Raw genomic sequence first — 26147 nt, forward strand, 5'->3', positions numbered from 1 at the left:
TGGACAGTTCGTTGATCGCACACGCTTCCCGCTCGTTGAGCATTATCGGTGCCGGCCTTGCCGGGTCCCTGCTGGCCATCCTGCTGTCACGCCAGGGCTGGCGCATCACCCTGTACGAGCGCCGCGGCGATCCGCGCGTGGCCGACTACGAGAGCGGCCGCTCGATCAACCTGGCGCTGGCCGAGCGTGGGCGCAATGCGCTGCGCCAGGCCGGCGTGGAAGACGAGGTGATGGCGCGCGCGGTGATGATGCGCGGCCGCATGGTGCACCCGCGCGAAGGCGAACCGCAGCTGCAGCGCTATGGCCGTGATGACAGCGAAGTGATCTGGTCGATCCACCGCAGCGACCTGAACACCACGCTGCTGGAACTGGCCGAACAGGCCGGCGCCACCGTGCACTTCCATCGCCGCCTGCACACCGTCGATTTCGATGCCGGCTACGCGCGCTTCATCGATGATCGCGACGACAGCCCGCACGACATCCGCTTCGACACCCTGATCGGTGCGGACGGCGCCGGCTCGGCGCTGCGCGCGGCGATGAACCGCCGTGCGCCGCTGGGCGAGGACATCGCCTTCCTCGACCACTCCTACAAGGAGCTGGAGATCCCGCCGGCCGCAGATGGCAACTTCCGCATCGAGCGCAACGCACTGCACATCTGGCCGCGCGGCCACTACATGTGCATCGCCCTGCCCAACCACGAAGGCACCTTCACCGTCACCCTGTTCCTGCCCAACCAGGGCGAGCCCAGCTTCGCCACGGTCAACACCGGCGTACAGGCCGAGGCGCTGTTCGCGCGGGAGTTCGCCGACACCTTGCCGTTGATCCCGAACCTGCGCGCGGACTGGGAACAACACCCGCCGGGCCTGCTCGGCACGCTCACCCTGGACCGATGGCATCAGCAGGGCCGCGCCGTACTGATCGGCGATGCTGCGCATGCGATGGTGCCGTTCCACGGCCAGGGCATGAACTGCGCATTCGAGGATTGCGTGTCTCTGGCCCGTCATCTGATGGAAGCGGACGACCTGGAAGGCGCGTTCGAAGCCTTCGAAGCCGAGCGCAAGCCGAATGCACGTGCCATCCAGCAGATGGCGCTGGAGAACTACCTGGAGATGCGCGACCGCGTGGCCGATCCTGCGTTCCTTCTGCAGCGCGACCTGGAGCAGGAACTGCAGCGGCGCTGGCCGACCCGCTTCGTACCGCATTACACGATGGTCACTTTCCTGCACACGCCCTACGCCGAGGCGCTGCGCCGCACCGAACTGCAGCGCGAGATGCTGGCGGCGGCCACTGCAGGTCACCACTCACTGGACAACATCGACTGGACGGCACTGGAAGCGCAGATCCACGCGCAGCTGCCGATCCTGGAGGGCGCGCACTGATGGCTGACAGCTTCCTGTTCTACGATCTGGAAACCTTCGGCCAGGACCCGCGACGCACGCGCATCTCCCAGTACGCCGCCATCCGTACCGACGCCGACCTCAACGAGATCGATACCCCGGTCAGTTTCTTCGTGCGCCCGGCCGACGACCTGCTGCCCTCGCCGATGGCCACCCTGGTCACCGGCATCACCCCGCAGCAGGCCCTGGCCGAGGGCATCAGCGAGGCCGAAGCCTTCGACCGCATCAACGAGCAGCTGTCGCGTCCCGGCACCTGCGCATTGGGCTACAACACCCTGCGCTTCGACGATGAATTCGTCCGCTACGGCCTGTTCCGTAACTTCCATGACCCCTACGAACGCGAGTGGCGCAACGGCAATTCGCGCTGGGACCTGCTGGACATGCTGCGACTCATGCGCGCGATGCGTCCGGACGGCATCCAGTGGCCGCTGCGCGAGGACGGCGCCACCTCGTTCAAGCTCGAGCACCTGGCCGAGGCCAACAACGTGCGCGAAGGCGACGCGCACGAAGCGCTGTCCGACGTGCGCGCCACCATCGGCATGGCACGCCTGTTCAAGCAGTCGCAGCCGCGGCTGTGGGAGTACGCGCTGAAGCTGCGCGACAAGCGCTTCGTCGGCAGCCTGCTGGACGTGACCGCGATGAAACCCGTGCTGCACATTTCCATGCGCTACCCCGCCAGTCGCCTGTGCGCGGCGCCGGTGCTGCCCTTGGCCGTGCATCCCACCATCAGCAACCGCGTGATCGTGTTCGACCTGGATGGCGACATCGACGACCTGCTGGCACTGCCGGCCGAGGTGATCGCACAGCGCCTGTACATGCGCGCCAGCGAACTGCCCGAAGGCGCGGCGCGGGTGCCACTGAAGGAAGTGCATCTGAACAAGGTGCCAGCACTGATCGCCTGGAACCACCTGCGCGCCGATGACCACGCGCGACTCGGCCTGGACGTGGCCGCGATCGAGGCCAAGGTCGAGCGCCTGCGCGCGTTCGCCCCGCAGCTGGCCGAGAAGGCGCGCCAAGTCTACAACCAGCCCCGTGCGGCCACCGTGGCCGACGTCGATGCCTCGCTGTACGACGGCTTCCTCGGCAATGGCGACAAGCCGCTGCTGGCGCTGGCCCGCACCACAGCGCCGGAACAGCTGGCCGCGCTGGAAGGCCGCTTCCGCGACCCGCGCCTGCCCGAACTGCTGTTCCGCTACCGCGCGCGCAATCATCCCGACAGCCTCGCGCCGCCTGAACGCCAGCGCTGGCAGGATTACCGCCGCCAGCGCCTGCTCGGAGACGGCGGCCTGGGCGAACTCAATCTGCCCCAGTACCAGCAGCAGCTCGATGCACTGGCCGCCGAAGCGCCCGACGATGCGCGGCGCCAGGCCCTGCTGCAATCGCTGCGCGACTGGGGCCAGCAGCTGCAGGAGACCTTGTGAGTACCTATTTCTCGGACGCCAGCTTCAAGTTCCTGCGCAGCCTGGCGCGGCATAACGAAAAGGCATGGTTCAACGATCACCGCCAGCAGTATGAAGAACACGTGCGGCAGCCGTTCCTGCGCCTGCTGGGTGACCTGCAGCCGGCGCTGGCCGAGGTCAGCGACCACTTCCGCGCCGATACCCGTGGCGTCGGTGGCTCGCTGTTCCGCATCCACCGCGACGCGCGCTTCTCCAACGACAAATCGCCGTACAAGACCTGGCAGGGTGCGCGCCTGTTCCATGAGCGCCGCCGCGAAGTGGCCGCGCCTTCGTTCTACGTGCACCTGCAGCCCGGCGAGAGCTTCGTCGGTGCCGGCCTGTGGCATCCAGAACCGGAGACCCAGCGCCGCGTGCGCCATTTCATCCTCGACAACCCGGGCAGCTGGAAGGCGGCCGCGCATGCTCCCGCGCTGCGCAAGCGCTTCGACTTCGAGGAGAGCGAAAAACTGGTGCGGCCTCCGCGCGGCTTCCCGGCCGATTTCGAGTTCATCGACGACCTCAAGCATCGCAACTGGGTGATGTGGCGCTCGCTGGACGACGCCACCATGACCGGCCCTCGCCTGCTTTCCACGCTCGGCAGGGATCTGGCAGCGCTGGGCCCGTTCGTCGACTATCTGTGCGCGGCGCTGGACCTGGAATTCTGATGCCGTTGGCGCACCAACGCCGCACGCTGGGCCGCACCGGGCTGGCGGTTTCGCCGGTGGGCCTGGGCTGTTCCGGCTTCTGGGGGCATCGCCGGTTCCCGGAACAGTCGGCCGCGCACGTGGTCGAGCATGCACTGGCACAGGGCGTCAACCTGTTGGACACCGGTCACAACTACTCCGGTTTCCACGCCGAGCCGCGGCTGGGCCGCATCCTGCGCCCGTTGCTGAAGCGATACCCGCGCGAGTCGCTGGTGATCTCCAGCAAGGGCGGCACGCTGACCGGCCAGGCCGGCATCAGCGGCGCCGAGCAGCGCAATTTCTCGCCCGCCGCCATCACCGCCAGCTGCGAAGCCTCGCTGCGCAACCTCGGCCTGGATTACCTCGATATCTACCAGCTGCACGGTGCCAGCCAGCACGACATCAACGATGACCTGCTGGCCGCACTGCAGCGGCTGCGCGAACGCGGGCTGATCCGGCACACCGGCATCAATACGCACACGGCGTCGACCCTGTGCTGGATGATCGACCATCCCATGCTGTTCGATGTGGTGCTTCTGGACTACAACGCCCTGCAGCAGGACCGTGAACCGCTGATAGACCAGTTGCACGCGGCGGGCATCGGCGTGCTCGCCGGCACCGTGCTGGCGCAGGGCCATCTGCTGCCGTCACGCGCCCGCCTGCCGCGCCCGGCCGACGCCTGGTACCTGGCCAGAGCCTGGCTCAAGCCAAGCAGCCGCGCACTGATGCACAGTGCACGCCGGATGCGCCACGCCATCGCTACCATCCGCAGCCAGCGCCCCGCCCAGACCGCGTTTGCCTACGCCCTGGGCCATCCCGGCGTGGCCAGCGGCATCCTCGGCACCACCCGCACCGTCAGCCTGGACGAAGTGCTGGCGACGCGGCTTGAGACACTGACCGCAGCCGAACGCCAGCAGCTGGTGAACGCCTTCGGTGATGGGCGCGGATCACCCAGTCATTGAGTCTTCACCCCATGCCGCTGCGGTTGCGGCAGTCTGTGCGGCATGAAGAAACTCACTGTACTCGTTGTGCTGCTGGTCCTGGCCTTGGCCGCCTGGTGGTTCGGTGGCCCCTACATGACCGTGCGCGGGCTGTCCCAGGCCATTGAACAGCGCGACACCGCACGCCTGGAGCGCTATGTGGATTTCCCGCGCGTGCGCAGCAGCCTGCGGGCGCAGCTCAACGACTACCTGGTGCGCCAGGCCGGCCCGGATGTGGCGGCCAGTCCCTTCGGTGCCCTGCTGTATGGGTTGGGCGACCAGCTAGGCGGTGCCGCGGTGGACACCATGGTGACCCCGACCGGTATCGGCGCGATGCTGCAGGGCCACGTGCTGTGGAAGCGCGGCCGCAATGAACTGCAGGGCGGCGATGCCTTCGGCCCGACCGAGCCGGCGCGACCGCTGAAGCATGCCGAGCATCATTTCGAAGCGCTGGACCGCTTCGTGATCGATGTCGATCGCGGCCCCGGCCAGCCGCCGATGAAGGTCGTGCTGGAGCCGCAGGGCCTGCGCTGGAAGGTGGTGGACCTGCAGCTGGGGATGTCGGGCAGCCCTTGATCGCACCCGGGGCCGGAGGGCGATGCCGACCAAGGTTGGCAACTACCGGGGCATGCGGCTCTGGTAGATGCCCACCTTGGTGGGCGCCGATGCATGGCAGTGCCAACCGAGGTCGGCACCTACCCGGCATGGCTTCAGCCTTCGTTGGCGACGCCGTGCGGTACGTGGCCGGCGGCCACATGCTCGCGGGCGCTGTCGATGTTGTGCTGCGAATCATCGAAGAAGATGTCGGCGCCGAACGCCTGCAGGAACGGGCCCTTGTGGCGGCCGCCGAGGAACAGCGCCTCATCCAGGCGCACGCCCCACTCGCGCAGGGTGCGGATCACCCGCTCGTGCGCCGGTGCCGAGCGTGCGGTCACCAATGCGGTGCGGATCGGTGCGCTTTCGCCGGCCGGGAAGACTTCCTGCAGCGTATGCAGGGCCGACAGGAAGCCGCGGAACGGGCCGCCACTGAGCGGTTCCCGGGCACGTTCGCGCTCGTGGCGGCCAAACGCTTCCACGCCCTGCTCGCGCGAAATGCGCTCGCTCTCATCACCGAAGATCACCGCATCACCGTCGAAGGCGATGCGCAGCTGCCCGGCCGGGCGGGTGATGTCGATCTGATCGGCTGCCGCCGCGGCGGTTTCGCCGGGCGGCTTGGGCAGGATGGTGGCCGCAGCGATGCCATGGCGCAGCGCGCTGCGCACTGATTCCGGGTTGGCCGACAGGAACAGGTCGGTGCCGAACGGCTTCACGTAGGGCCAGGTCGGCTCGCCGGCGGTGAACGTCGCGCGGATGATGCCCAGGCCGTAGTGTTGGATCGAGTTGAAAATGCGCAGGCCGGTATCGGCCGAGTTGCGCGACAGCAGGATGACCTCGACCCGCGGGTTCTCCGGGCTGGCGCCCTGGTTCAACGCCAGCAGCTTGCGCACCACCGGGAACGCCACACCCGGGCCGAGGATGTCGTCTTCGTGCTGACGCTGGAACTCGGCATAGGCCGCCACGCCATCGCTCTCGAACAACGCGTGGCTTTCCTCGAGGTCGAACAGCGCGCGCGAGGTCACCGCGACGGTCAGCAAACGGGGGGAGTTGTCGCCCATCGGTGGGGGTCCTTCAAGCGGTCGGCAAGGCCGGCCGCCTATTGTCCTCAAAAAACGAACTGTTCGCTCAGGATCCGGTCTTCCAGATTGTGCTCCGGGTCGAACAGCAGGGTCACGCGGCGGTCCTTCGACTCGCGGATGGTCACCTCGACCACGTCGCGGGTCTCGTGCGAATCGGCGGTCACGCTGACCGGACGCTTGTACGGATCAAGCACGCGGAAGCGCACTTCGGTATCCGCCTTCAGGATCGCGCCGCGCCAGCGCCGTGGGCGATAGGGCGCCAACGGCGTCAGCGCGATGGTGTGCGAGCCCAGCGGCAGCACCGGGCCATGCGCGGAATAGTTATAGGCGGTGCTGCCGGCCGGGGTGGCCACCAGCACGCCGTCGCCGATCAGTTCAGCCACGCGCTCCTGGCCGTTCAGGTCGATGCCGATATGCGCGGCTTGCCGGGTCTGCCGCAGCAGCGAGACATCGTTGTAGGCCAGCGAACCGGTACTGGTGCCCGATTCGGTCAGCGCGACCATTTCCAGCGGGCGCAGGTTGGCCGGCTCGGCACGGGCGATGCGCGCCTGCACGTCTTCGTCGCCGCGATACTGGTTCATCAGGAAGCCGACCGTGCCCAGTTTCATGCCGAACACCGGCTTGCCCAGGTGTCCATGCCGGTGCAGGGTCTGCAGCATGAAGCCATCGCCGCCCAGTGGGCACAGTACATCGGCCTGCTCGGGCGTGTAGTCGCCATAGCGCGACACCATGGCCGCGCGGGCCATCTGCGCGGGCTCGGTGGTACTGGCCAGGAAAGCGATGCGGGGGGTGTCGCTCATCGGTGGATCCGGGGGGAAGGCATGAGGGAGAGCATAACCGAGCGCCGGGGGTTGGACCTCGCGGGGCGGATGACAGATCGATGGCCGGCGTCGGGTCAGTGATCGCAGAAAAACAGGCGGAAACAGAACGGCCCCGCTTTCGCGGGGCCGTTCCGGTTCACACATGCCAGGCGTGGCCTGGCACTACTTCAGTTACGCGCCGTGGGCAGCCAGCTGGCCCAGGCGCTGCACCGCGACCGAAACGGTCGGGTAGTCCAGGGTCTTCTGCTCGGCCAGTTCGGCCAGCATCGCCAGGGTAAAGCGCAGGCTGTTGTCGTCACGGCCCATCCAGGCAGCGACCTTGGCTTCAGCACTGCCACCCTTGGTGCCCAGCACCTGGCCAGCCAGGTTGCGGTGGTTGGCCGCCAGTTCGTCACGCAGCACGCCACGTGCCACGGCGTGCCAACGACCGTTGACCTCCAGCGCGTCGACCTGCTCGAACAGCCACGGCAGCTGCAGGGCATCGCCCAGGCGGAAGTGGACCTTGGACACGTCCACCGGCTTCAGCTTGCGGGTGCGGGCCAGTTCGATGATGTCGAACGCCGGCTCCAGGAAGTGCAGTTCGGCCAACTGCTGCGCCAGTGCGGACGGCAGGCCCTTCTCCTTCCACTCGGCCACCAGGGCTTCGTAGGTCGGACGCTGCGAATCCGGCAGCACACCCGAAGCAACGCGGATGTCGTTGAACGGACCCTGGTAGCGGTTGACCGCTTCGGTGATGCCCGGCATCGCACCCGGGCGCGACAGCAGCCAGCGCACGAACGAGCGCTGCAGCTTCCAGATCACTTCCAGCGCATCGATCTGCACCGACTCCGGCACCTTGCCGTCGAGGGCATCGATCTGCGCCCACAGCGCGCGTGCATCCAGCGTTTCGCGGCTGATGGTGTAGGCCTTGGCGACCTCGGCGATGGAACGGCCGGTGTCTTCCTGCATGCGCATCAGGAAGGTAGCGCCCATGCGGTTGATGGTCTGGTTGGTCACGGCCGTGGCGATGATTTCGCGCTTCAGGCGGTGACGCTCCATCGCGTCGGCGTACTTCTTCTGCAGCGGGGTCGGGAAGTAGCGCTGCAGTTCCTTGGACAGGTACGGATCTTCCGGGATGTCCGAATCCAGCAGCTGGGCGAACGCCACCAGCTTGGAGTAGGACAGCAGCACCGACAGTTCCGGACGGGTCAGGCCCTGGCCACGTGCCTTGCGCTGGGACAGCTCGGCGTCGGACGGCAGGAACTCGATCTGGCGGTCGAGCAGCCCCTGCTGTTCCAGGGTACGGATGAAGTGCTGCTTGGAACCCAGGCGCTTGACCGCCATCCGCTCCATCAGGCTCAGCGCCTGGTTCTGGCGGTAGTTGTCGTTGAGCACCAGCTCTGCGACTTCATCGGTCATCGAGGCCAGCAGCTTGTTGCGCTGCTCGACGGTCAGCTTCTTGGCCCGCACCACATCATTGAGCAGGATCTTGATGTTGACTTCATGGTCGGAGGTGTCGACACCGGCCGAGTTGTCGATGAAGTCGGTGTTGAGCAGCACGCCAGCCTGCGCGGCTTCGATGCGGCCCAGCTGGGTCATGCCCAGGTTGCCGCCCTCGCCCACTACCTTGCAGCGCAGCTCGCCACCATTCACGCGCAGCGCGTTGTTGGCGCGGTCGCCGACATCGCTGTGCTGCTCGCTGGCAGCCTTCACGTAGGTACCGATGCCGCCGTTCCACAGCAGGTCGACCGGTGCCTTCAGGATCGCGCTCATCAGATCGTTCGGCGACAGCGCCTTGACGTTGTCGTCCAGGCCCAGCGCTTCACGCACCTGCGGGGTGATCTCGATCGACTTCAGGCTGCGCGGATAGATGCCGCCGCCCTTGCTGATCAGCTTGGCATCGTAGTCCGCCCAGCTCGAACGCGGCACGGTGAACAGGCGCTCACGTTCGACGAACGTGGTGGCCGCATCCGGGTTCGGGTCCAGGAAGATGTGGCGGTGGTCGAATGCAGCGACCAGGCGGATGTGGCGCGACAGCAGCATGCCGTTGCCGAACACGTCGCCGGACATGTCGCCGACGCCGACCGCGGTGAAGTCCTGGCTCTGGCTGTCACGACCCAGCGCACGGAAGTGGCGCTTGACCGACTCCCACGCACCGCGTGCGGTGATGCCCATGCCCTTGTGGTCGTAACCGACCGAACCACCGGAGGCGAATGCATCGCCCATCCAGAAACCGTGCGCAATGGCCAGGCCGTTGGCGATGTCGGAGAAGGTCGCGGTGCCCTTGTCGGCCGCCACCACCAGGTACGGATCGTCCATGTCGTGGCGCACGACATCCACCGGCGGCACGATCTTGTTGTTGACGATGTTGTCGGTGATGTCCAGCAGGCCCTGGATGAACAGCTTGTAGCAGGCCACGCCGTTGGCGAAGACCGCATCGCGATCGCCATTCACCGGCGGTATCTTGGCGAAGAAGCCACCCTTCGCGCCGACCGGCACGATGACGGTGTTCTTGACCATCTGCGCCTTGACCAGGCCCAGCACTTCGGTACGGAAGTCTTCGCGACGATCCGACCAGCGCAGGCCACCACGGGCCACGGCGCCGAAGCGCAGGTGGGTACCTTCAACGCGCGGGCCGTAGACGAAGATTTCGCGGTACGGGCGCGGCTTCGGCAGGTCCGGCACCAGCGCCGAATCGAACTTGAAGCTGATGACATGGCCGTGCTGGCCGTTGGCATCGGTCTGGTAGTAGCTGGTACGCAGGGTCGCGTCGATCACACCCATGAACGAGCGCAGGATGCGGTCCTCGTCCAGGCTGGACACGCGGTCCATCAGCTTCAGCAGCGCATCGCGCGCAGCCTGCATCTGTGCGTCGCGGTCACCCTTGCGGGCGTCGACCACGGTCTTGAGCACCTTCAGGGTGGCGTCGTCGCCAGCAGCCAGCACATCGAAGTGGGCCTTCAGCTGGGCCTGGCCGGCAGCGATGTCGTCCTTGCTCTCGTGGCCGGTGGCCGGATCGAAGCGTGCTTCGAACAGCTCGACCAGCAGGCGGGCCAGCAGCGGGTAGCGCGCGAAGGTGCCTTCCACGTAGGCCTGCGAGAACGGCACGCCGGTCTGCAGCAGGTACTTGCAGTAGCCACGCAGCATGGCGACCTGGCGCCAATGCAGGCCGGCAGCCAGCACCAGGCGGTTGAAGCCATCGTTCTCGGCATCGCCGTGCCAGACGCGGGCGAAGGTCTCGCCGAAGGCTTCATCGACGCTGGCGGCATCGATCGCGCCGGCGGTCGATTCGACCTCGAAGTCCTGCACGTACACCGGCGCGTTGTCGACCGACAGGCGGTACGGACGCTCGGCGATCACGCGCAGGCCCATGTTTTCCATCATCGGCAGCGCATCCGACAGCGGAATGTCGTCCAGCTGGCGATACAGCTTCAGGCGCAGGCCATCGCCGCTTTCGCGCGGCACGGCCTGCAGGCTCAGGCGCAGGTCGTCCGGGCCGGTCAGGGCGTCGAGCTGGCTGACATCGTTGGCGGCAACTGCGGTGCTGTTGTCTTCGATGTAGCCGGCCGGCAACGCCTTGCCGATGCGGGCGGCGATGCGCAGGCCTTCGGTCTCGCCATGGCGGGACACCAGCGCTTCGCGCAGGTCGTCCTGCCAGTTGCGCAGCACCTGGGCCAGCTTCTGCTCCAGTTCGGCGGTATCGACGTCGAGCATTTCGCCAGGCTTCGGGCGCACGATCAGGTGCACCTGGGCCAGCGGCGATTCGCCCAGCACCACCGAGCTGTCCACGTACTCGCCGTGCAGCGCGTCCTTCAGCATCGCTTCGATGCGCAGGCGCACGTCGGTGTTGAAGCGCTCGCGCGGCAGGTAGACCAGCGCGGAGATGAAACGGCTGTACTTGTCGCGGCGCAGGAACAGGCGGCTGCGCACGCGCTCCTGCAGGCCCAGCACGCCCATCGCGGTGCGGAACAGTTCGTCCTCGCTGGACTGGAACAGTTCTTCGCGCGGCAGGGTTTCCAGGATGTGGCGCAGGGCCTTGCCGCTGTGGCTGGCCGGAGCCAGGCCGGACTGCTTCATCACGTGCTCGTGGCGCTGGCGCACCAGCGGGATTTCCCACGGGCGACGGTTGTACGCGCTGGAGGTGAACAGGCCAAGGAAGCGCTGCTCGCCGATGATCTTGCCCTTGGCGTCGAATTCCAGCACGCCGATGTAGTCCATGTAACCGGCGCGGTGCACGCGCGAACGGGCATTGGTCTTGGTCAGGATCAGCGCGTCCTTCAGGCCGGACGTGGTGTTCAGGCCCTGCGCGGCCAGCGTCTTGACCGGACGGGCGGCGGACTTGTCCTTGCCGCGCATCAGGCCCAGGCCGGTGTCGTTCAGCGGCGCCAGCACCTCTTCCTTGCCCTGCTTCTCGACGCGGTACTCGCGGTAGCCGAAGAAGGTGAAGTGGTTGTCGGCGGCCCAGCGCAGGAATTCCTGTGCTTCATTGCGCGACGCATCGTCAACCGGCAGCTGGCGGCTGCCCAGGTCGTCGGCCAGTGCCAGCGCCTTGTCCTTCATCGGCTGCCAGTCGCGCACGATCGCACGCACTTCGTCCAGCGCCTTGTTGATGGCCTGCTCGATGGCCGCCATGGCGTCGGCCGGCTGGCGGTCGATCTCCAGCAGCATCACCGACTCGGCATCGCCTTCGCCGACCTTGACCAGCTTGCCGGCCTTGTCGCGGGTGAAACGCAGCACCGGGTGGCCCAGCACGTGGACACCCACGCCCTGTTCGGCCAGCGACATGGTGACGGTGTCGACCAGGAACGGCATGTCGTCGTTGACGATCTGCAGCACGGTGTGCGGCGACTCCCAACCGTTGGCCTTCGCGGTCGGATTGAACACGCGGACGTTGGCCTTGCCGGCCTTGCGGGCACGGGCGAATTCCAGCGTCTCAGCCGCGAGAGCGGCCCACTCTTCAGCGCTGTGGTGCGGGAACTCGTCCGACTCCATGCGCTTGTAGAAGTCAGTGGCAAATGCCACTGCTTCGGCCTGTGCGGCCGCGGGGTAGCGCTTGCGCAAGGCCGTGTACACCGGCTCCAGGGAGAAACCAGCGGTCACTGCGACCTCCGCTTCTGCTGGTTTGGTCTTGTTTTTCACGGTCTTGGCTGCGGTTTTTTGCGGTTTCATGGCAGAGCGATGCGCTTGCTCAGTTGGGAAAATGAAATTGTAGCCCTACCGCACGAAAAGGCCTTGCTGCAGGACGGAATAACCAGATTCGGGTTTGCTGCGGTTTAGACGCCTATTCAGTTCGCACCGGTATGGTGCTGGCGCCCGCTTCAGCACTGCCGACAGGATCGGCAAAGCGTGTTACCGGAAGACACACGCGGCGACACCGATTCGATTCCACAATCCTGAACTGGACGGTATAGTCCACCGCGTGAATCCGGCCTACCTCCCCGTTGCCCTCGACGCACGCGATGAGCGCGTGTTCGATGCCGTGCGCGAGCTGCTGGCCCAGCAGGGCATGCAGATGAGCATGGATGCGGTAGCCCAGCACGCCGGCTGCTCCAAGCAGACCCTGTACTCGCGTTACGGCAGCAAGCAGGAACTGCTGCGCCGGGTGATGCAGCGCCACGTTGGCCACGCCACCGGCGCCATGGTTCGTGCACTCCGCACTGACGACCTGCGTGCCAGCCTGCTCCAGTTCGCCACCGACTTTCTGGAGCACTTCAACCAACCGCACGTGGGCCAGGCCTGTCGGCTGATCGCCGCCGATGCATCCCAGTTTCCCGAAGAGGCGCGTACGCTGTACCGGCATGGTGCCGGCGCGCTGACGCTTCATCTTGCTGAATGGATTGAAACCGTTTGCATGCGAGGCCAGCTCCGGCATGACGACCCGCACTTCATGGCCGAACTGCTGCTGAGCATGATCGCCGGTCAGGATTTCGACAAACAGCGCTTCCATACCCCCCATCGTGATGACGCGCAGCTGCGTCGGCGCTGGGCAGAGTTCTCCGTCGACAGCTTCCTGCGCGCCTTCGCGCCTCAGCCGTCGCCGGCCCCGTCTTCAAACCAACCCCGGAGTTCCTCCTGATGACCGCCCCACTCCGCACCCTTGCCTTGACGTGCGCCGTTGCTGTCGCGCTGGCTGCCTGCAAGAAGCCGGAACAGCAGACGCCCCCGCCGCCGGAGGTGGGCGTGATCGACGCCAAGCCGCAGACCCTGCCGCTGCAGCGTGAGCTGGTCGGCCGCCTGTCGCCGTTCCGCAGCGCCGACGTGCGTGCGCGCGTGCCGGGCGTACTGCTCAAGCGCGTCTACCAGGAAGGCTCCCAGGTCAAGCAGGGGCAACCCCTGTTCCTGATCGACCCGGCGCCGCTGCGTGCCTCGCTCAACGCCTCCGAGGCCCAGCTGGCTTCGGCCCGCGCCACCTACGCCAATGCCAAGGTGGCCGCCGACCGCGCCCGTTCGCTGGCGCCGCAGCAGTTCGTCTCCAAATCCGACCTGGACAACGCCGAATCGGCCGAACGCACCGCGCTGGCCGCGGTCAAGCAGGCCGAAGCGGCGGTGACCTCCTCGCGCATCAGCCTGGGCTATACCGAAGTGACCGCACCGATCAGTGGCGTGGCCAACAAGCAGCAGGTCACCGAGGGCGCACTGGTCGGCCAGGGCGATGTGACCCTGCTGACCACCGTCGACCAGCTCGACCCGCTGTACGTGAACTTCTCGCTGAGCGTGGATGAGCTGACCCAGCTGCGTGCGCAGCAGGCCAAGGGCGCGCTGGCGCTGTCGGGTGACGGCAAGGCCACGGTCAACGTCAAGCTGGCCGACGGCACCACTTACAGCGAGCCGGGCACGCTGGACTTCTCTTCGACCACGGTCGACCCGGCCACCGGCGCGGTATCGCTGCGTGCGCTGCTGCCGAACCCGCAGCAGATCCTGCTGCCGGGTGCCTTCGTCAGCTTCCAGGCCAACCTGGGCGAGCGCAACAACGCCTACCTGGTGCCGCAGCAGGCACTGCTGCGTGACACCACCGGCGGCTACGTGATGGTGGTCGGTGCCGACGGCAAGGTCATCCGCAAGAACGTGAAGACCGACGGTGCGCAGAACGGCAACTGGCTGGTCAGCGACGGCCTGGCCGCCGGTGACAAGGTGATCGTGGCCGGCGTGCAGAAGGTCAAGGAAGGCGCACCGGCAGTCGCCAAGCCGTGGACCCCGGGGCAGGACGCCAACGGCAAGCCTGCCGCAGGCGGCGCCGCTCCGGCGGGCGCGGCACCGGCCGCAGGCAAGGCACCGGCCGACGCGGCCAAGCCCGAGCAGGCCGATGCGGCCAAGCCGGCAGCCACCGATTCGAACAAGCAGTAACGGGAACCTTCCGTCATGCCTAAATTTTTCATCGAACATCCAGTCTTCGCCTGGGTGGTTGCGATCCTGATCTCGCTCAGCGGCGTGATCGCGATCCTCAACCTGGGCGTGGAGTCCTATCCCAACATCGCCCCGCCGCAGGTCACCGTCTCGGCCACCTACCCGGGTGCCAGTGCCGACACCACGGAGAAGTCGGTCACCCAGGTGATCGAGCAGCAGCTGACCGGTATCGATCACCTGCTGTACTTCAGCTCCTCGTCCGCCTCCAACGGCCGTGCACAGATCACCCTGACCTTCGAGACCGGTACCGACCCGGACATCGCCCAGGTGCAGGTGCAGAACAAGGTCTCGCTGGCCACGCCACGCCTGCCCTCGGAAGTGACCCAGCAGGGCGTGGTGGTGGCCAAGGCCAACGCCGGCTTCCTGATGGTGGTGGCGCTGCAGTCCGATACCCCCGCCATCAACCGTGACGCCCTGAACGACATCGTCGGTTCGCGCGTGCTCGATCAGGTCTCGCGTATCCCCGGCGTCGGCAGCACGCAGCAGTTCGGTTCCGAGTACGCCATGAACATCTGGCTGAACCCGGAAAAGATGCAGGGTTATGGCCTGTCGGCCAGCCAGGTGCTGGCGGCGGTGCGCGCGCAGAACGTGCAGTTCGCCGCCGGTGCGCTGGGTTCGGACCCGTCGCCGGAAGGCCAGCACTTCACCGCCACGGTCTCGGCCGAAGGCCGCTTCAGTTCGCCGCAGGAGTTCGAGAACATCATCCTGCGCGCCAATGCTGACGGTTCGCGCGTGCTGCTGAAGGACATCGCCCGCGTTGCCTTCGGTGCCAACAACTACGGCTTCGACACCCAGTACAACGGCAAGCCGACCGGCGCCTTCGCCATCCAGCTGCTGCCGGGCGCCAATGCCCTGAACGTGGCCGATGCGGTGCGCGCCAAGATGGACGAACTGCAGCCCAGCTTCCCGGCCGGCGTCACCTGGTTCTCGCCGTACGACAGCACCACCTTCGTCAAGATCTCGATCCAGGAAGTGGTCAAGACGCTGTTCGAGGCGGTGTTCCTGGTGTTCCTGGTGATGCTGATCTTCCTGCAGAACTTCCGCGCCACCCTGATCCCGACCCTGGTCATCCCGGTGGCCCTGCTCGGTACCTTCCTGGGCATGTGGATGATCGGCTTCACGATCAACCAGCTGACCCTGTTCGCGATGGTGCTGGCGATCGGCATCGTGGTCGATGACGCGATCGTGGTGATCGAGAACGTCGAACGCATCATGACCGAGGAAGGCCTGGCGCCGAAGCCGGCCACGCAGAAGGCGATGACCCAGATCACCGGCGCGGTGGTGGCGATCACCGTCGTGCTGGCTGCGGTGTTCATCCCGTCCGCCCTGCAGGGCGGCGCCGCCGGTGAGATCTACAAGCAGTTCGCCCTGACCATCGCCATCTCGATGGCGTTCTCGGCGTTCCTGGCCCTGGGCTTCACCCCGGCGCTGTGCGCGACTTTCCTCAAGCCGACGCACAACGACAACCCGAACATCATCTACCGCACCTTCAACAAGTACTACGACAAGATCAGCCACACCTACGTGGGCCACATCACCTCGGCGGTGCGGCATGCGCCGCGCTGGATGATCCTGTTCGTGGTGCTGACCGCTCTGTGCGGTTTCCTGTTCACCCGCATGCCGGGCAGCTTCCTGCCGGAAGAAGACCAGGGCTATGCGCTGGCGATCGTGCAGCTGCCGCCGGGCTCGACCAAGGGCCAGACCAACGAAGTGTTCGCGCAGATGCGTGGCATCCTGGAAAAGCAGGATGGCTATGAAGGCATGCTGCAGGTGGCCGGTTTCAGCTTCGTCGGTTCCGGCGAGAACGTGGGCATGGGCTTCATCCGCCTGAAGCCGTGGGAGGAACGCAAGTTCACCGCGCCGGAGTTCATCCAGAACATGAACGGCGCGTTCTATGGCATCAAGGAAGCGCAGATCTTCGTGGTCAACCTGCCCACCGTGCAGGGCCTTGGCCAGTTCGGTGGCTTCGACATGTGGCTGCAGGACCGTAGCGGTGCCGGTTACGAGCAGCTGACCCAGGCCCGCAACATCCTGCTCGGCCAGGCCGCGCAGAAACCGGACCACCTGGTCGGTGTGCGCCCGAACGGCCTGGAAAACGCGCCGCAGCTGCAGCTGCACGTGGATCGCGTGCAGGCGCAGTCGATGGGCATGTCGGTGTCGGACGTGTACAGCACCATCCAGCTGATGCTGGCCCCGGTGTACGTCAACGACTTCTTCTACGAAGGCCGCATCAAGCGCGTGACCATGCAGGCTGATGGCCCGTACCGCACCGGCCAGGAGTCGTTGAAGAGTTTCTACAGCCCGTCCAGCCTGACCACCAATGCCGATGGCACCAACGCGATGATCCCGCTCAACACGGTGGTCAAGTCCGAATGGGTGTCGGCACCGCCGTCGCTGAGCCGCTACAACGGCTACTCGGCGATCAACATCGTCGGCTCGCAGGCACCGGGCACCAGCTCGGGTGAGGCAATGCAGACCATGGAAGGCATCGTCAACGACGATCTGCCGGCCGGCTTCGGCTACGACTGGTCCGGCATGTCCTACCAGGAAATCCTGGCCGGCAACGCGGCGACGCTGCTGCTGGTGCTGTCGATCGTAGTGGTGTTCCTGTGCCTGGCCGCGTTGTATGAAAGCTGGTCGATCCCGGTGGCGGTGCTGCTGGTAGTGCCGCTGGGCGTGCTCGGCGCCCTCGGCCTGTCCATGCTGCGTGGCCTGCCGAACGACCTGTTCTTCAAGATCGGCCTGATCACCGTGATCGGCCTGGCGGCGAAGAACGCGATCCTGATCGTCGAGTTCGCGGTGGAGCAGCGCGCAGCTGGCAAGACCCTGCGTGATGCCACCATCGAGGCGGCACGCCTGCGTTTCCGACCGATCCTGATGACCTCGTTCGCGTTCATCATGGGCGTGATCCCGATGGCGATCTCCACCGGCGCCGGCGCCAACTCCCGCCACGCCATCGGTACCGGCGTGATCGGCGGCATGCTGTTCGCCACCCTGCTCGGCCTGTTGATGATCCCGGTGTTCTTCGTGGTCGTGCGCCGCATGCTGGGCGACAAGCTGGATGAACCGTCCAAGGAGTTCATGGAACGCCAGCGTGATGCGGATGCTGCACACCGCCCGGATCGTTGATCCGGTGGTGAGCTGAAACGAGAAAGGCCCCGGAGCGATCCGGGGCCTTTTTTCTGCTTTTGAATGCATCCCAACCAAGGTTGGCATCTACCAGGGCAACGACATGCCCGACGGCTGGCAATCACCAGAGCTGCGGCATGCCCGGTAGCCGCCAACCTTGGTTGGCGCCGTTCGGGCCACGTCTCAGCGCAGCAGCGCAATCACCACGCACACCACCACGAGAGCCAGCGCAGGCCATTGCATCGGCAGGAAGAAGAAGTGATGGGGTGCGGCCTCGCCCTTCTGCCGGGGCACACGATTGAGCCACAGGCCCAGCAGTACGTTCACCGCTGCGCCGATGCCTGCACCCAGCAGCACCTGGGGCAGTGGAGTGTTGCCCTTGGAGCCTTCATGCGGGAAGAAGTACGCCAGCAGCAGGATGGCTGCGATCGGCGTCACCAGCGTCATGAATCCCCAACCTCGATAGATCATCTTTGCAGACCGCGTAATAAACGACCTGTATTGGAACAGATCGGGTATCGCCCGGCCAAGAAGACCGTGTAGATCCACGCATGGCGTGGATCTACCGGCCGCGCCGCCGTTGCAGCGGCGCGGCCCTTTCCACTCAGCGCAGTCCGGTCTCGTTGCGGGCGATCACCAGGCGCTGGATTTCCGAGGTGCCTTCGTAGATCTCGGTGATCTTGGCATCACGGAAGTAGCGCTCCAGCGGCATTTCCTTCGAATAACCCATGCCGCCATGGATCTGCACCGCCTGGTGGGTGATCCACATCGCGGCTTCCGAAGCGGTCAGCTTGGCCACCGCCGCTTCCGTGCTGAAGCGCTTGCCCTGGCCCTTCACCCACGCCGCGCGCAGGGTCAGCAGCAGTGCTGCGTCCAGCTTGCACTTCATGTCGGCAATCTTGGCCTGGGTCATCTGGAAGGTGCCGATGGCCGCGCCGAACGCCTTGCGGTCCTTCACGTATTCCAGGGTCGCTTCATAGGCGGCGCGGGCGATGCCGATGGCCTGCGAGGCGATACCGATGCGGCCGGCATCGAGCACACTCATGGCGATCTTGAAGCCCTCGCCTTCCTGGCCCAGCACATCCTCAGCCTGCGCCACGTAATCGTTGAACTCGATCTCGCAGGTGGCCGAGGCACGGATGCCCAGCTTCGGTTCGGTCTTGCCGCGACCGAAGCCCGCCTTGTCGGTATCGATGAGGAAGGCAGTGATGCCGCGCGCGCCCTTGTCCGGCTCGCTCATCGCGAACAGCACGATGTACTTGGCCACCGGGCCGGAGGTGATCCAGCTCTTCTTGCCGTTGATGATGAAGGTGCCGTCGGCCTGCTTCACGGCGCGGCAGCGCATGGCCGTGGCGTCCGAACCGGACTGCGGCTCGGTCAGCGCAAACGCGCCGATGGCCTCGCCCTCGGCGATCGCACGCACGTAGGTCTGCTTCTGCGCTTCGGTACCGTGAGTGAGGATGCCATTGCAGAACAGCGAGTTGTTGACCGACATGATGGTCGAGTGGGCAGCGTCGGCGGCAGCGACCTCCACCATTGCCAGCACGTACGCAACCGGGTCCATGCCCGCGCCACCGTATTCGGTCGGCACTTCGATGCCCATCAGGCCGTTCTCGCCCAGCAGGCGGATGTTGTCCAGCGGGAACTCGCCGGTGCGGTCATGGTGCTCCGCGCTCGGGGCGATCTTTTCCTGCGCGATGCGCCGCGCAACGTCCTGCAACATCAACTGCTCTTCAGTAAAGCTGAAATCCACAACACCCTCCCGGGTACATGATGTTATGGGCCGCGCACGGCGTGCCCAGGTGCCCCGATTGTACCGGGGCCCGGCTGCTTCCGTACGCCAGCGACTTGACCGCAGCAGGCCTTCTCAGCGAATATATCTCTATATCGCGATAGGTAGATATTTATGGATCTTGAAGACTGGTCGACCCGCCTGAAGGTGTTCGCCGATGCGACCCGCGTGCGCCTGCTGGCGCTGCTGGAGCAGGAGGAACTGACCGTGGCCGAACTGTCGGCGATCACCCGGCTGGCACAGCCGCGGGTGTCCACCCATCTGGCGCGCCTGAAGGAAGCCGGCCTGGTTCGCGACCGCCGTGCCGGCGTGTCGGCCTATTACCGCTTCGACGAGGCCCAGCTGGACCCGGCGCAGCGTGCATTGTGGCATGCCTTGAGCAATGGAAGCGACGACCCGCTGCTTCGCCAGGACGCCGAACGCGTCGCCGCCGTGCTGGCCCACCGCGCCTCCGACCAGAACTGGGCCGACAGCGTGGCCGGCGACATGGAGCGCCACTATTCTCCAGGCCGGACCTGGGAGGCCCTTGCGCGCACCGCGCTGCCACTGCTGGAAACCGGCGACGTGCTGGACATTGCCTCCGGTGATGGCGTGCTGGCCGAACTCGTCGCCCCGCATGCCAAGCGCTACATCTGTATCGACACCAGCGCACGCGTGGTCGCCGCCGCCAGCGAGCGCCTGCGCCGCCTGCCCAATGTGGAAGTGCGCGAGGGCGACATGCATGCCCTGCCGTTCAAGGACGGCAGCTTCGACCTGGTGGTGCTGATGCATGCGCTGACCTACGCCAGCAAACCGGCGCAGGCGGTGACCGAAGCCGCACGCGTGCTGCGCCCCGGTGGCCGCCTGCTGCTGTGCAGCCTCGCCCGCCACGAGCACAAGGCAGCAGTGGAGGCTTACGGCCACGTCAACCTCGGTTTCAGTGACAAGGAACTGCGCAGGTTCGTCGACAAGGCCGGCCTGCAGGTGTCCAGCCTGGAGACGGTCACCCGCGAAAAGCGTCCGCCGCACTTCGAAGTGATTTCACTGATCGCCAACAAGCCCTGAGCCGAGACCGCCATGCCTGCCCTGCCCTGGTTGCATCCTGATCGTGCCAACGCCCTGCTCGACGCCCTGCGCGAGCGGATCCTGATCATCGACGGCGCGATGGGTACGATGATCCAGCGCCATGGCCTGCAGGAAGACGATTACCGTGGCGAGCGCTTCGCCGATGGCTACGACCATCTGCATGGCCCCGGCTGCGATCACGCAACACCGGAAGGCCATGACCTGAAGGGCAACAACGATCTGCTGCTGCTGACCCGGCCGCAGATCGTCGCCGACATCCACACCGCCTACCTGGAAGCGGGCGCGGATCTGGTCGAGACCAACACCTTCAACGCCACGTCGGTCAGCCAGGCCGACTACCACCTCGAACACCTGGTGTACGAATTGAACAAGGCCGGTGCCGCGGTTGCGCGAACCTGCTGTGATGCAGTGGCTGCGACCACGCCGGGCAAGCCCCGCTTCGTGATCGGGGTGATCGGCCCCACCAGCCGCACCGCCTCGATCAGTCCCGACGTCAATGATCCGGGCTTCCGCAACACCAGCTTCGACGAGCTGCGCGACACCTACCGCGAAGCGATCGAGGGCCTGATCGACGGCGGTGCCGACACCCTCATGGTCGAGACCATCTTCGACACGCTCAACGCCAAGGCGGCGCTGTATGCGCTGGAAGAGGCTTTTGATGCGCGTGGCGCGCGCTTGCCGGTGATGATCTCCGGCACCATCACCGACGCGTCCGGACGCACCCTGTCCGGGCAGACAGCGGAAGCCTTCCATGCCTCGCTGGCGCATGCACGACCGCTGTCGATCGGACTGAACTGCGCGCTGGGTGCCGATGCCATGCGCCCGCACGTGGAAACCCTTGCACAGGTCGCCGGCTGTTATGTCAGCGCACACCCCAATGCCGGCCTGCCCAATGCCTTCGGCGAGTACGACGAAACGCCGGAGGACATGGCCAGTACCCTGCGAGGCTTCGCCGAAGATGGCCTGCTGAACCTGGTCGGCGGCTGCTGCGGTTCCACCCCGGACCATATCCGTGCAATTGCCGAGGCCGTGGCAGGGCTGCCGCCGCGCGCCCTGCCCGGTTCCCAGGAGCAGCAGGCCGCATGAGCACCTCGCCCTACACCCGCCTGTCCGGCCTGGAACCGCTGGTCATTACCCCGGATCTGCTGTTCATCAACGTCGGCGAACGCACCAACGTCACCGGCAGCGCGCAGTTCCGCAAGCTGGTCAAGGAAGGCCGCTACGAAGAAGCGGTGGACGTGGCCCGCCAGCAAGTGGCCAGCGGCGCGCAGATCCTCGACGTCAACATGGACGAGGGCCTGATCGATTCGGAAGCGGCGATGACCCGCTACCTCAACCTGATCATGTCCGAGCCGGACATCGCGCGTATCCCGGTGATGGTCGACTCCTCCAAGTGGAGCGTGATCGAGGCCGGCCTGAAATGCCTGCAGGGCAAGAGCGTGGTCAACTCGATCTCGCTGAAGGAAGGCGAGGCACTGTTCCGCGAACACGCACGCAAGGTCCTGCGCTATGGCGCCGCCGCGGTGGTGATGGCCTTCGATGAAAGCGGGCAGGCCGATACCTGCGCGCGCAAGGTCGAGATATGCACCCGCGCCTACCGCATCCTCGTCGACGAGATCGGTTTCCCGCCGCAGGACATCATCTTCGACCCGAACATCTTCGCCGTCGCCACCGGCATCGAAGAGCACGACAACTATGCAGTGGACTTCATCGAAGCCACCCGCATCATCAAGCAGACGCTGCCGCACTGCCATGTGTCCGGCGGTGTCTCCAACGTGTCGTTCTCGTTCCGTGGCAACGAAACGGTACGCCAGGCCATCCACTCGGTGTTCCTGTATCACGCCATCGCCGCCGGTATGGACATGGGCATCGTCAACGCCGGCGCCATGCCGATCTACGACGAGCTGGAGCCGGAACTGCGCGAGCGCGTGGAGGACGTGATCCTCAACCGCCGCAGCGACGCCACTGAGCGCCTGCTGGAAATCGCCGAGCGCTACAAGGGCAAGAAGGGCGCGGCAAAGACCGAGGACCTGGCTTGGCGCGAGAAGCCGGTGGCGCAGCGCCTGGCGCACGCGCTGGTGCATGGCCTGGACGCCTATGTGGAAGAGGACACCGAACTGGCCCGGCAGGCCTCCAGCCGCCCGCTGGATGTGATCGAAGGCCCGCTGATGGACGGCATGAACGTGGTCGGCGACCTGTTCGGCGCCGGCAAGATGTTCCTGCCGCAGGTGGTGAAGTCCGCGCGCGTGATGAAGAAGGCGGTGGCCTACCTGCTGCCGTACATCGAAGCGGAAAAGGCGCGCAGCGGCGACACCGCCAAGAGCAACGGCAAGATCATCATGGCCACGGTGAAGGGCGATGTGCATGACATCGGCAAGAACATCGTCGGCGTGGTCCTGGCCTGCAACAACTTTGAAGTAGTCGACCTTGGCGTGATGGTGCCGGCACAGAAGATCCTCGATGCCGCCCGTGAACACAACGCCGACCTGATCGGTCTGTCCGGGCTGATCACTCCGTCGCTGGAGGAGATGAGCCACGTCGCCCGCGAGATGCAGCGCCAGGGCTTCGAGCTGCCGCTGCTGATCGGTGGCGCCACTACCTCGCGTGCGCATACCGCGCTGAAGATCGACCCGCATTACAAGGCGCCCACGGTGTGGGTGAAAGATGCCTCGCGCGCGGTCGGCGTGGCCCAGTCGCTGATCTCGCGTGACCTGCGTGAAGCCTTCGTTGCCGCCAACGAGGCCGACTATGCCGAGATCCGCGCGCGCCACCGCAATCGCGGCGATGCCAAGCGCCTGGTCACGCTGGAACATGCACGCGGGCAGAAATTCCAGGGAGGATGGGACAGCTACACGCCGCCGGCACCGAACCAGCCCGGCCTGCACGTATTCGACGACTACCCGCTGGCCGAACTGGTCGACTACATCGACTGGACGCCGTTCTTCCAGGCCTGGGAGCTGGCCGGCAAGTTCCCGGCCATCCTCACCGACGAGATCGTCGGCACTCAGGCCAGCGATCTGTACAAGGATGCCCGCGCGATGCTCGAGCGCATCGTCGGCGAAAAGTGGCTGACCGCCAAGGCCGTGTTCGGCCTGTGGCCGGCCAACAGCGTCGGCGACGACGTGCGCGTGCAGCACCCACAGGGCGAGACCACGCTGCACTTCCTGCGCCAGCAGGTGGACAAGCCGGCCGAGCGCCCCGATTTCTGCCTGGCCGATTTCATCGCGCCGGCCGACAGTGGCCAGCAGGACTGGATCGGCGCCTTCGCGGTGACCGCCGGCATCGGCATCGACGCCCACGTGGCGCGCTTCGAGGCCGACCATGACGATTACAACGCGATCCTGCTCAAGGCCCTCGCCGACCGCTTCGCCGAAGCGTTGGCCGAGCGGCTGCACCAGCGCGTACGCACGGAATTCTGGGGCTACGACCACGCCGAGACGCTGGACAACGAGGCACTGATCGACGAACAGTATCGCGGTATCCGCCCCGCGCCGGGCTATCCCGCCTGCCCGGAGCACAGCGAAAAGCGCTGCCTGTTCGACCTGCTGCAAGCCGAAGCGAACGCCGGCATGGCGTTGACCGAGAGCTTCGCGATGCTGCCCACCGCAGCGGTATCGGGTTACTACTTCAGCCACCCGCAGAGCCAGTATTTCGTGGTCGGCCGGCTCAGCCGCGAACAGGTCGGCGACTACGCACGCCGCAAGGGCGTGGACCGCGCCCAGGCCGAGCGCTGGCTGGCCTCCAACCTCGACTACGATCCCGAATGACACAGAAGGGGGGCGGAGGAGATTAAGTCGTTTGTGCCCCAAACGACTTAATCCCCTCCGTCCCCTTTTTGCTTCATCATTCCGCGATGACTGTCCCCGTTGCCCGCCTCTCCAGCTTCTACCTGTTCTACTACGCAGCGCTCGGTGCGTTCACCCCTTACTGGAGCCTGTTCCTCACTGCGCGCGGCATGAGCGTGACCGCGATCAGCGTGATGATGGGCCTGTGGTATGCAACGCGCGTGGTTGCGCCCAGCACCTGGACCTCGCTGGCGGCGGCCTCGCCACGGCCGATCCGCCTGCTGCGTATCGGCTGCCTGCTGACCCTGATCAGCTTCGCCGCGTTCCTGCTTCCTCTGCCGCAGCCGTGGATGTATCCGGCAATGGTGGTGTTCTGCTTCTTCTACAACGCGGTAATGCCACAGTTCGAGTCGATCACCCTCACCCATCTCGGCAGCGACAGCCATCGCTACGGCCTGATCCGGGTCTGGGGCTCACTGGGCTTCATCGCCATCGTGACCCTGTTCGGCTGGCTGATCGAAGGTGACGGCACCTCCAGCCGCGCCGGGCTGCTGCCGTGGATGATGCTGCCGCTGTTCGTCCTGCTGGTCGCTTCCGCCTTCAGCAATCACTACGCGCGCGGCATCGGCCGGACCGAAGGCGACGCCAGCGGCTTCTGGCAGATCGTGCGCCGCCCTCCGGTACTCGCGTTCTTCCTCGCTGCCTTCATGGAGCAGCTTTCGTTCGGACCGTACTACACGTTCTTCTCGGTCTACATGGACCATCACGGCTACCGCACATCCACGCTCGGCCTGCTGTGGACCATCGGCGTGGTGTTCGAGGTCGGCGTGTTCTTCACCATCGGCCGTTTCTTCCGTCGCTACGACGCCAGCTGGATGCTGCTGATCGCGCTGGTCAGTTCCTGCCTGCGCTGGGCGGTCACCGCGCTGTTCCCGGAGAACCTGCCGGTGATGCTGCTGGCCCAGACCGCGCATGCGCTCGGCTTTGCTGCCTTCTTCGCCGCAGCCATGCAGATGCTGGCGACCTATTTCCCGGGCCGCCTCAACGGCCATGGCCAGGGCCTGCTGTACGGTTTCTCGTCCGGTGTCGGCGGCGTGCTGGGCGCGCTCATTGCCGGCCAGCTGTGGAAGATCGACGATGGCCGCACCGCATTCCTGGCGGGGAGCGGGTTTGCCCTGGTCGGCGCATTGCTGTGCTTCTTCGCACTGAGCCTGCCGTTGATCCGTGCACGCCGCAGCATTGCGCGCGCCCGGTAACGAAAACGCCGGGCAATGCCCGGCGTTTTCATCGTGCAGCAGGTGTAGTTACCAGACCAGGTCGTCCGGCACCTGGTACTGCGGGTCCGCGTACGGATCTTCCTCGGTCGGCGCATCCGGATCGACCTTCAGCGCCACCGAGGCGGCGAACACCGCTTCGGACTGCGCCAGCACGTCGGCGGTTACCAGCAGATAGCGGCCATTGAGCTGCACCACGCCCAGCTCACCGGCATTGAGCGCGGTCAGCTGTTCGGCGGTCACGTAGATGCGCTTGATCTTGCCGCCGTACGGGAAGTGGCGGGCGATGTCCGCCGCCTCGGCGTTGAGGCTCTTGTCCTTCAGCAGTTCTTCCAGCTTGGCCTTCGCCTCGCGGCGAACGCGTGCTTCTTCCTGCTTCAGGCGCTCGGTCTCGATGCGCTCTTCCTTCTCCCGCTGCGCGCGGATGGCATAGGCCTTGGCCAGGTCCATCTCTTCGGCGCTGCGCGGCTTGCGCGGGCCCTGCTGTCCCTGGCCACCGCGCGCATGCCCGCCGGGCTTGCCCGCGCCACCATGACCGTGCCCGCGACGCTCGCCGGGCTTGTGCTCGCCCTTGCCTGCGCCCTGCGGCTTTCCATTGCCGTTGCCACCCTTGCCCTGCGGGCGGCCATCACGACGGGGGCCATCATTCTTGCGCTCGGGCTTGGGCGCGGGCTTGAAGCCCAGGCCCATCAGCTGGTCGCGGAGGGTATCGCTCATAGGATT

At 66.1% G+C, this 26147-nt stretch carries 18 protein-coding genes; 12 read left to right on the forward strand and 6 right to left on the reverse strand.

Annotated elements, in window-relative coordinates:
• The first annotated feature begins 11 nt into the window (after nucleotides 1-11).
• From ACTJJM_RS08775 to ACTJJM_RS08795, 5 genes are read left to right on the forward strand one after another with little or no spacing between them, the layout of a single operon-like run.
• Nucleotides 12-1379, forward strand: coding sequence for an FAD-dependent oxidoreductase (locus ACTJJM_RS08775; RefSeq protein ID WP_126560829.1), 1368 nt, complete (start codon nucleotides 12-14; stop codon nucleotides 1377-1379).
• Complete coding sequence (sbcB, locus tag ACTJJM_RS08780) at nucleotides 1379-2818, forward strand: exodeoxyribonuclease I (protein ID WP_241888042.1); 1440 nt, start codon at nucleotides 1379-1381, stop codon at nucleotides 2816-2818. Before ACTJJM_RS08775 ends, sbcB begins: the two co-directional genes overlap by 1 nt.
• Nucleotides 2815-3501, forward strand: a complete 687-nt coding sequence (locus ACTJJM_RS08785) for a DUF2461 domain-containing protein (protein WP_099560595.1) — start codon at nucleotides 2815-2817, stop codon at nucleotides 3499-3501. Before sbcB ends, ACTJJM_RS08785 begins: the two co-directional genes overlap by 4 nt.
• A complete protein-coding gene (locus ACTJJM_RS08790; RefSeq protein WP_071306106.1) occupies nucleotides 3501-4481 on the forward strand; it encodes an aldo/keto reductase in 981 nt (326 codons plus the stop codon). The genes ACTJJM_RS08785 and ACTJJM_RS08790 overlap by 1 nt, the downstream gene beginning before the upstream one ends.
• Before the next feature lie 42 nt (nucleotides 4482-4523).
• The gene (locus ACTJJM_RS08795; RefSeq protein WP_057503344.1) at nucleotides 4524-5075 is read left to right on the forward strand and encodes a DUF2939 domain-containing protein; all 552 of its coding nucleotides are present in this window, start codon (nucleotides 4524-4526) and stop codon (nucleotides 5073-5075) included.
• 134 nt (nucleotides 5076-5209) lie between these two features.
• Here ACTJJM_RS08795 and ACTJJM_RS08800 read toward each other — a convergent pair whose 3' ends face one another.
• From ACTJJM_RS08800 to ACTJJM_RS08810, 3 genes are all read right to left on the reverse strand, one after another.
• On the reverse strand, nucleotides 5210-6154 hold the full coding sequence (locus ACTJJM_RS08800; protein WP_010480444.1) for a 5'-nucleotidase: 945 nt from the start codon (nucleotides 6152-6154) through the stop codon (nucleotides 5210-5212).
• A 47-nt stretch (nucleotides 6155-6201) separates the two neighbouring features.
• Nucleotides 6202-6975, reverse strand: a complete 774-nt coding sequence (locus tag ACTJJM_RS08805; RefSeq protein ID WP_049455472.1) for an NAD kinase — start codon at nucleotides 6973-6975, stop codon at nucleotides 6202-6204.
• Nucleotides 6976-7167: 192 nt separating this feature from the next.
• Nucleotides 7168-12144: an NAD-glutamate dehydrogenase gene (locus tag ACTJJM_RS08810; RefSeq protein WP_440865399.1), complete on the reverse strand. Its 4977-nt coding sequence runs from the start codon at nucleotides 12142-12144 to the stop codon at nucleotides 7168-7170.
• 250 nt (nucleotides 12145-12394) lie between these two features.
• Between ACTJJM_RS08810 and ACTJJM_RS08815 the strand changes: the two genes are divergently transcribed.
• The 3 genes from ACTJJM_RS08815 to ACTJJM_RS08825 are packed head-to-tail and all read left to right on the forward strand — an operon-like array spanning nucleotide 12395 to nucleotide 17508.
• Nucleotides 12395-13051 carry a TetR/AcrR family transcriptional regulator gene (locus tag ACTJJM_RS08815; protein WP_010480437.1) on the forward strand — a complete coding sequence of 219 codons (657 nt, stop codon included), beginning with the start codon at nucleotides 12395-12397 and terminating at the stop codon, nucleotides 13049-13051.
• Nucleotides 13051-14319, forward strand: a complete 1269-nt coding sequence (locus ACTJJM_RS08820) for an efflux RND transporter periplasmic adaptor subunit (RefSeq protein WP_010480436.1) — start codon at nucleotides 13051-13053, stop codon at nucleotides 14317-14319. Before ACTJJM_RS08815 ends, ACTJJM_RS08820 begins: the two co-directional genes overlap by 1 nt.
• 15 nt (nucleotides 14320-14334) lie before the next feature.
• Entirely contained in the window at nucleotides 14335-17508 is a 3174-nt protein-coding gene (locus ACTJJM_RS08825; protein WP_049455474.1) for a multidrug efflux RND transporter permease subunit, read from the forward strand.
• Between the two features lie 183 nt (nucleotides 17509-17691).
• Here ACTJJM_RS08825 and ACTJJM_RS08830 read toward each other — a convergent pair whose 3' ends face one another.
• Entirely contained in the window at nucleotides 17692-17955 is a 264-nt protein-coding gene (locus tag ACTJJM_RS08830) for a hypothetical protein (protein ID WP_019337351.1), read from the reverse strand.
• Nucleotides 17956-18112: 157 nt separating this feature from the next.
• Nucleotides 18113-19261 carry an acyl-CoA dehydrogenase family protein gene (locus ACTJJM_RS08835; RefSeq protein WP_341927500.1) on the reverse strand — a complete coding sequence of 383 codons (1149 nt, stop codon included), beginning with the start codon at nucleotides 19259-19261 and terminating at the stop codon, nucleotides 18113-18115.
• A gap of 153 nt (nucleotides 19262-19414) precedes the next feature.
• On the opposite strand from ACTJJM_RS08835, the gene ACTJJM_RS08840 reads away from it, so the two are divergent.
• From ACTJJM_RS08840 to ACTJJM_RS08855, 4 genes are all read left to right on the forward strand, one after another.
• A complete protein-coding gene (locus ACTJJM_RS08840) occupies nucleotides 19415-20344 on the forward strand; it encodes an ArsR/SmtB family transcription factor (RefSeq protein ID WP_010480432.1) in 930 nt (309 codons plus the stop codon).
• Between the two features lie 12 nt (nucleotides 20345-20356).
• Entirely contained in the window at nucleotides 20357-21451 is a 1095-nt protein-coding gene (locus ACTJJM_RS08845; RefSeq protein ID WP_010480431.1) for a homocysteine S-methyltransferase family protein, read from the forward strand.
• A complete protein-coding gene (gene metH, locus ACTJJM_RS08850) occupies nucleotides 21448-24132 on the forward strand; it encodes a methionine synthase (protein ID WP_019337353.1) in 2685 nt (894 codons plus the stop codon). Before ACTJJM_RS08845 ends, metH begins: the two co-directional genes overlap by 4 nt.
• An 86-nt stretch (nucleotides 24133-24218) precedes the next feature.
• Nucleotides 24219-25406 (forward strand): MFS transporter, encoded by a 1188-nt coding sequence (locus ACTJJM_RS08855; RefSeq protein WP_049455476.1) that lies wholly within the window; start codon nucleotides 24219-24221, stop codon nucleotides 25404-25406.
• Nucleotides 25407-25454: 48 nt separating this feature from the next.
• Here ACTJJM_RS08855 and ACTJJM_RS08860 read toward each other — a convergent pair whose 3' ends face one another.
• Entirely contained in the window at nucleotides 25455-26141 is a 687-nt protein-coding gene (locus tag ACTJJM_RS08860) for a DUF2058 domain-containing protein (RefSeq protein WP_019337355.1), read from the reverse strand.
• Between the last annotated feature and the right edge of the window lie 6 nt (nucleotides 26142-26147).

Source organism: Stenotrophomonas sp. 22692 (assembly GCF_052045015.1).
Taxonomy (GTDB): Bacteria; Pseudomonadota; Gammaproteobacteria; order Xanthomonadales; family Xanthomonadaceae; genus Stenotrophomonas; species Stenotrophomonas geniculata.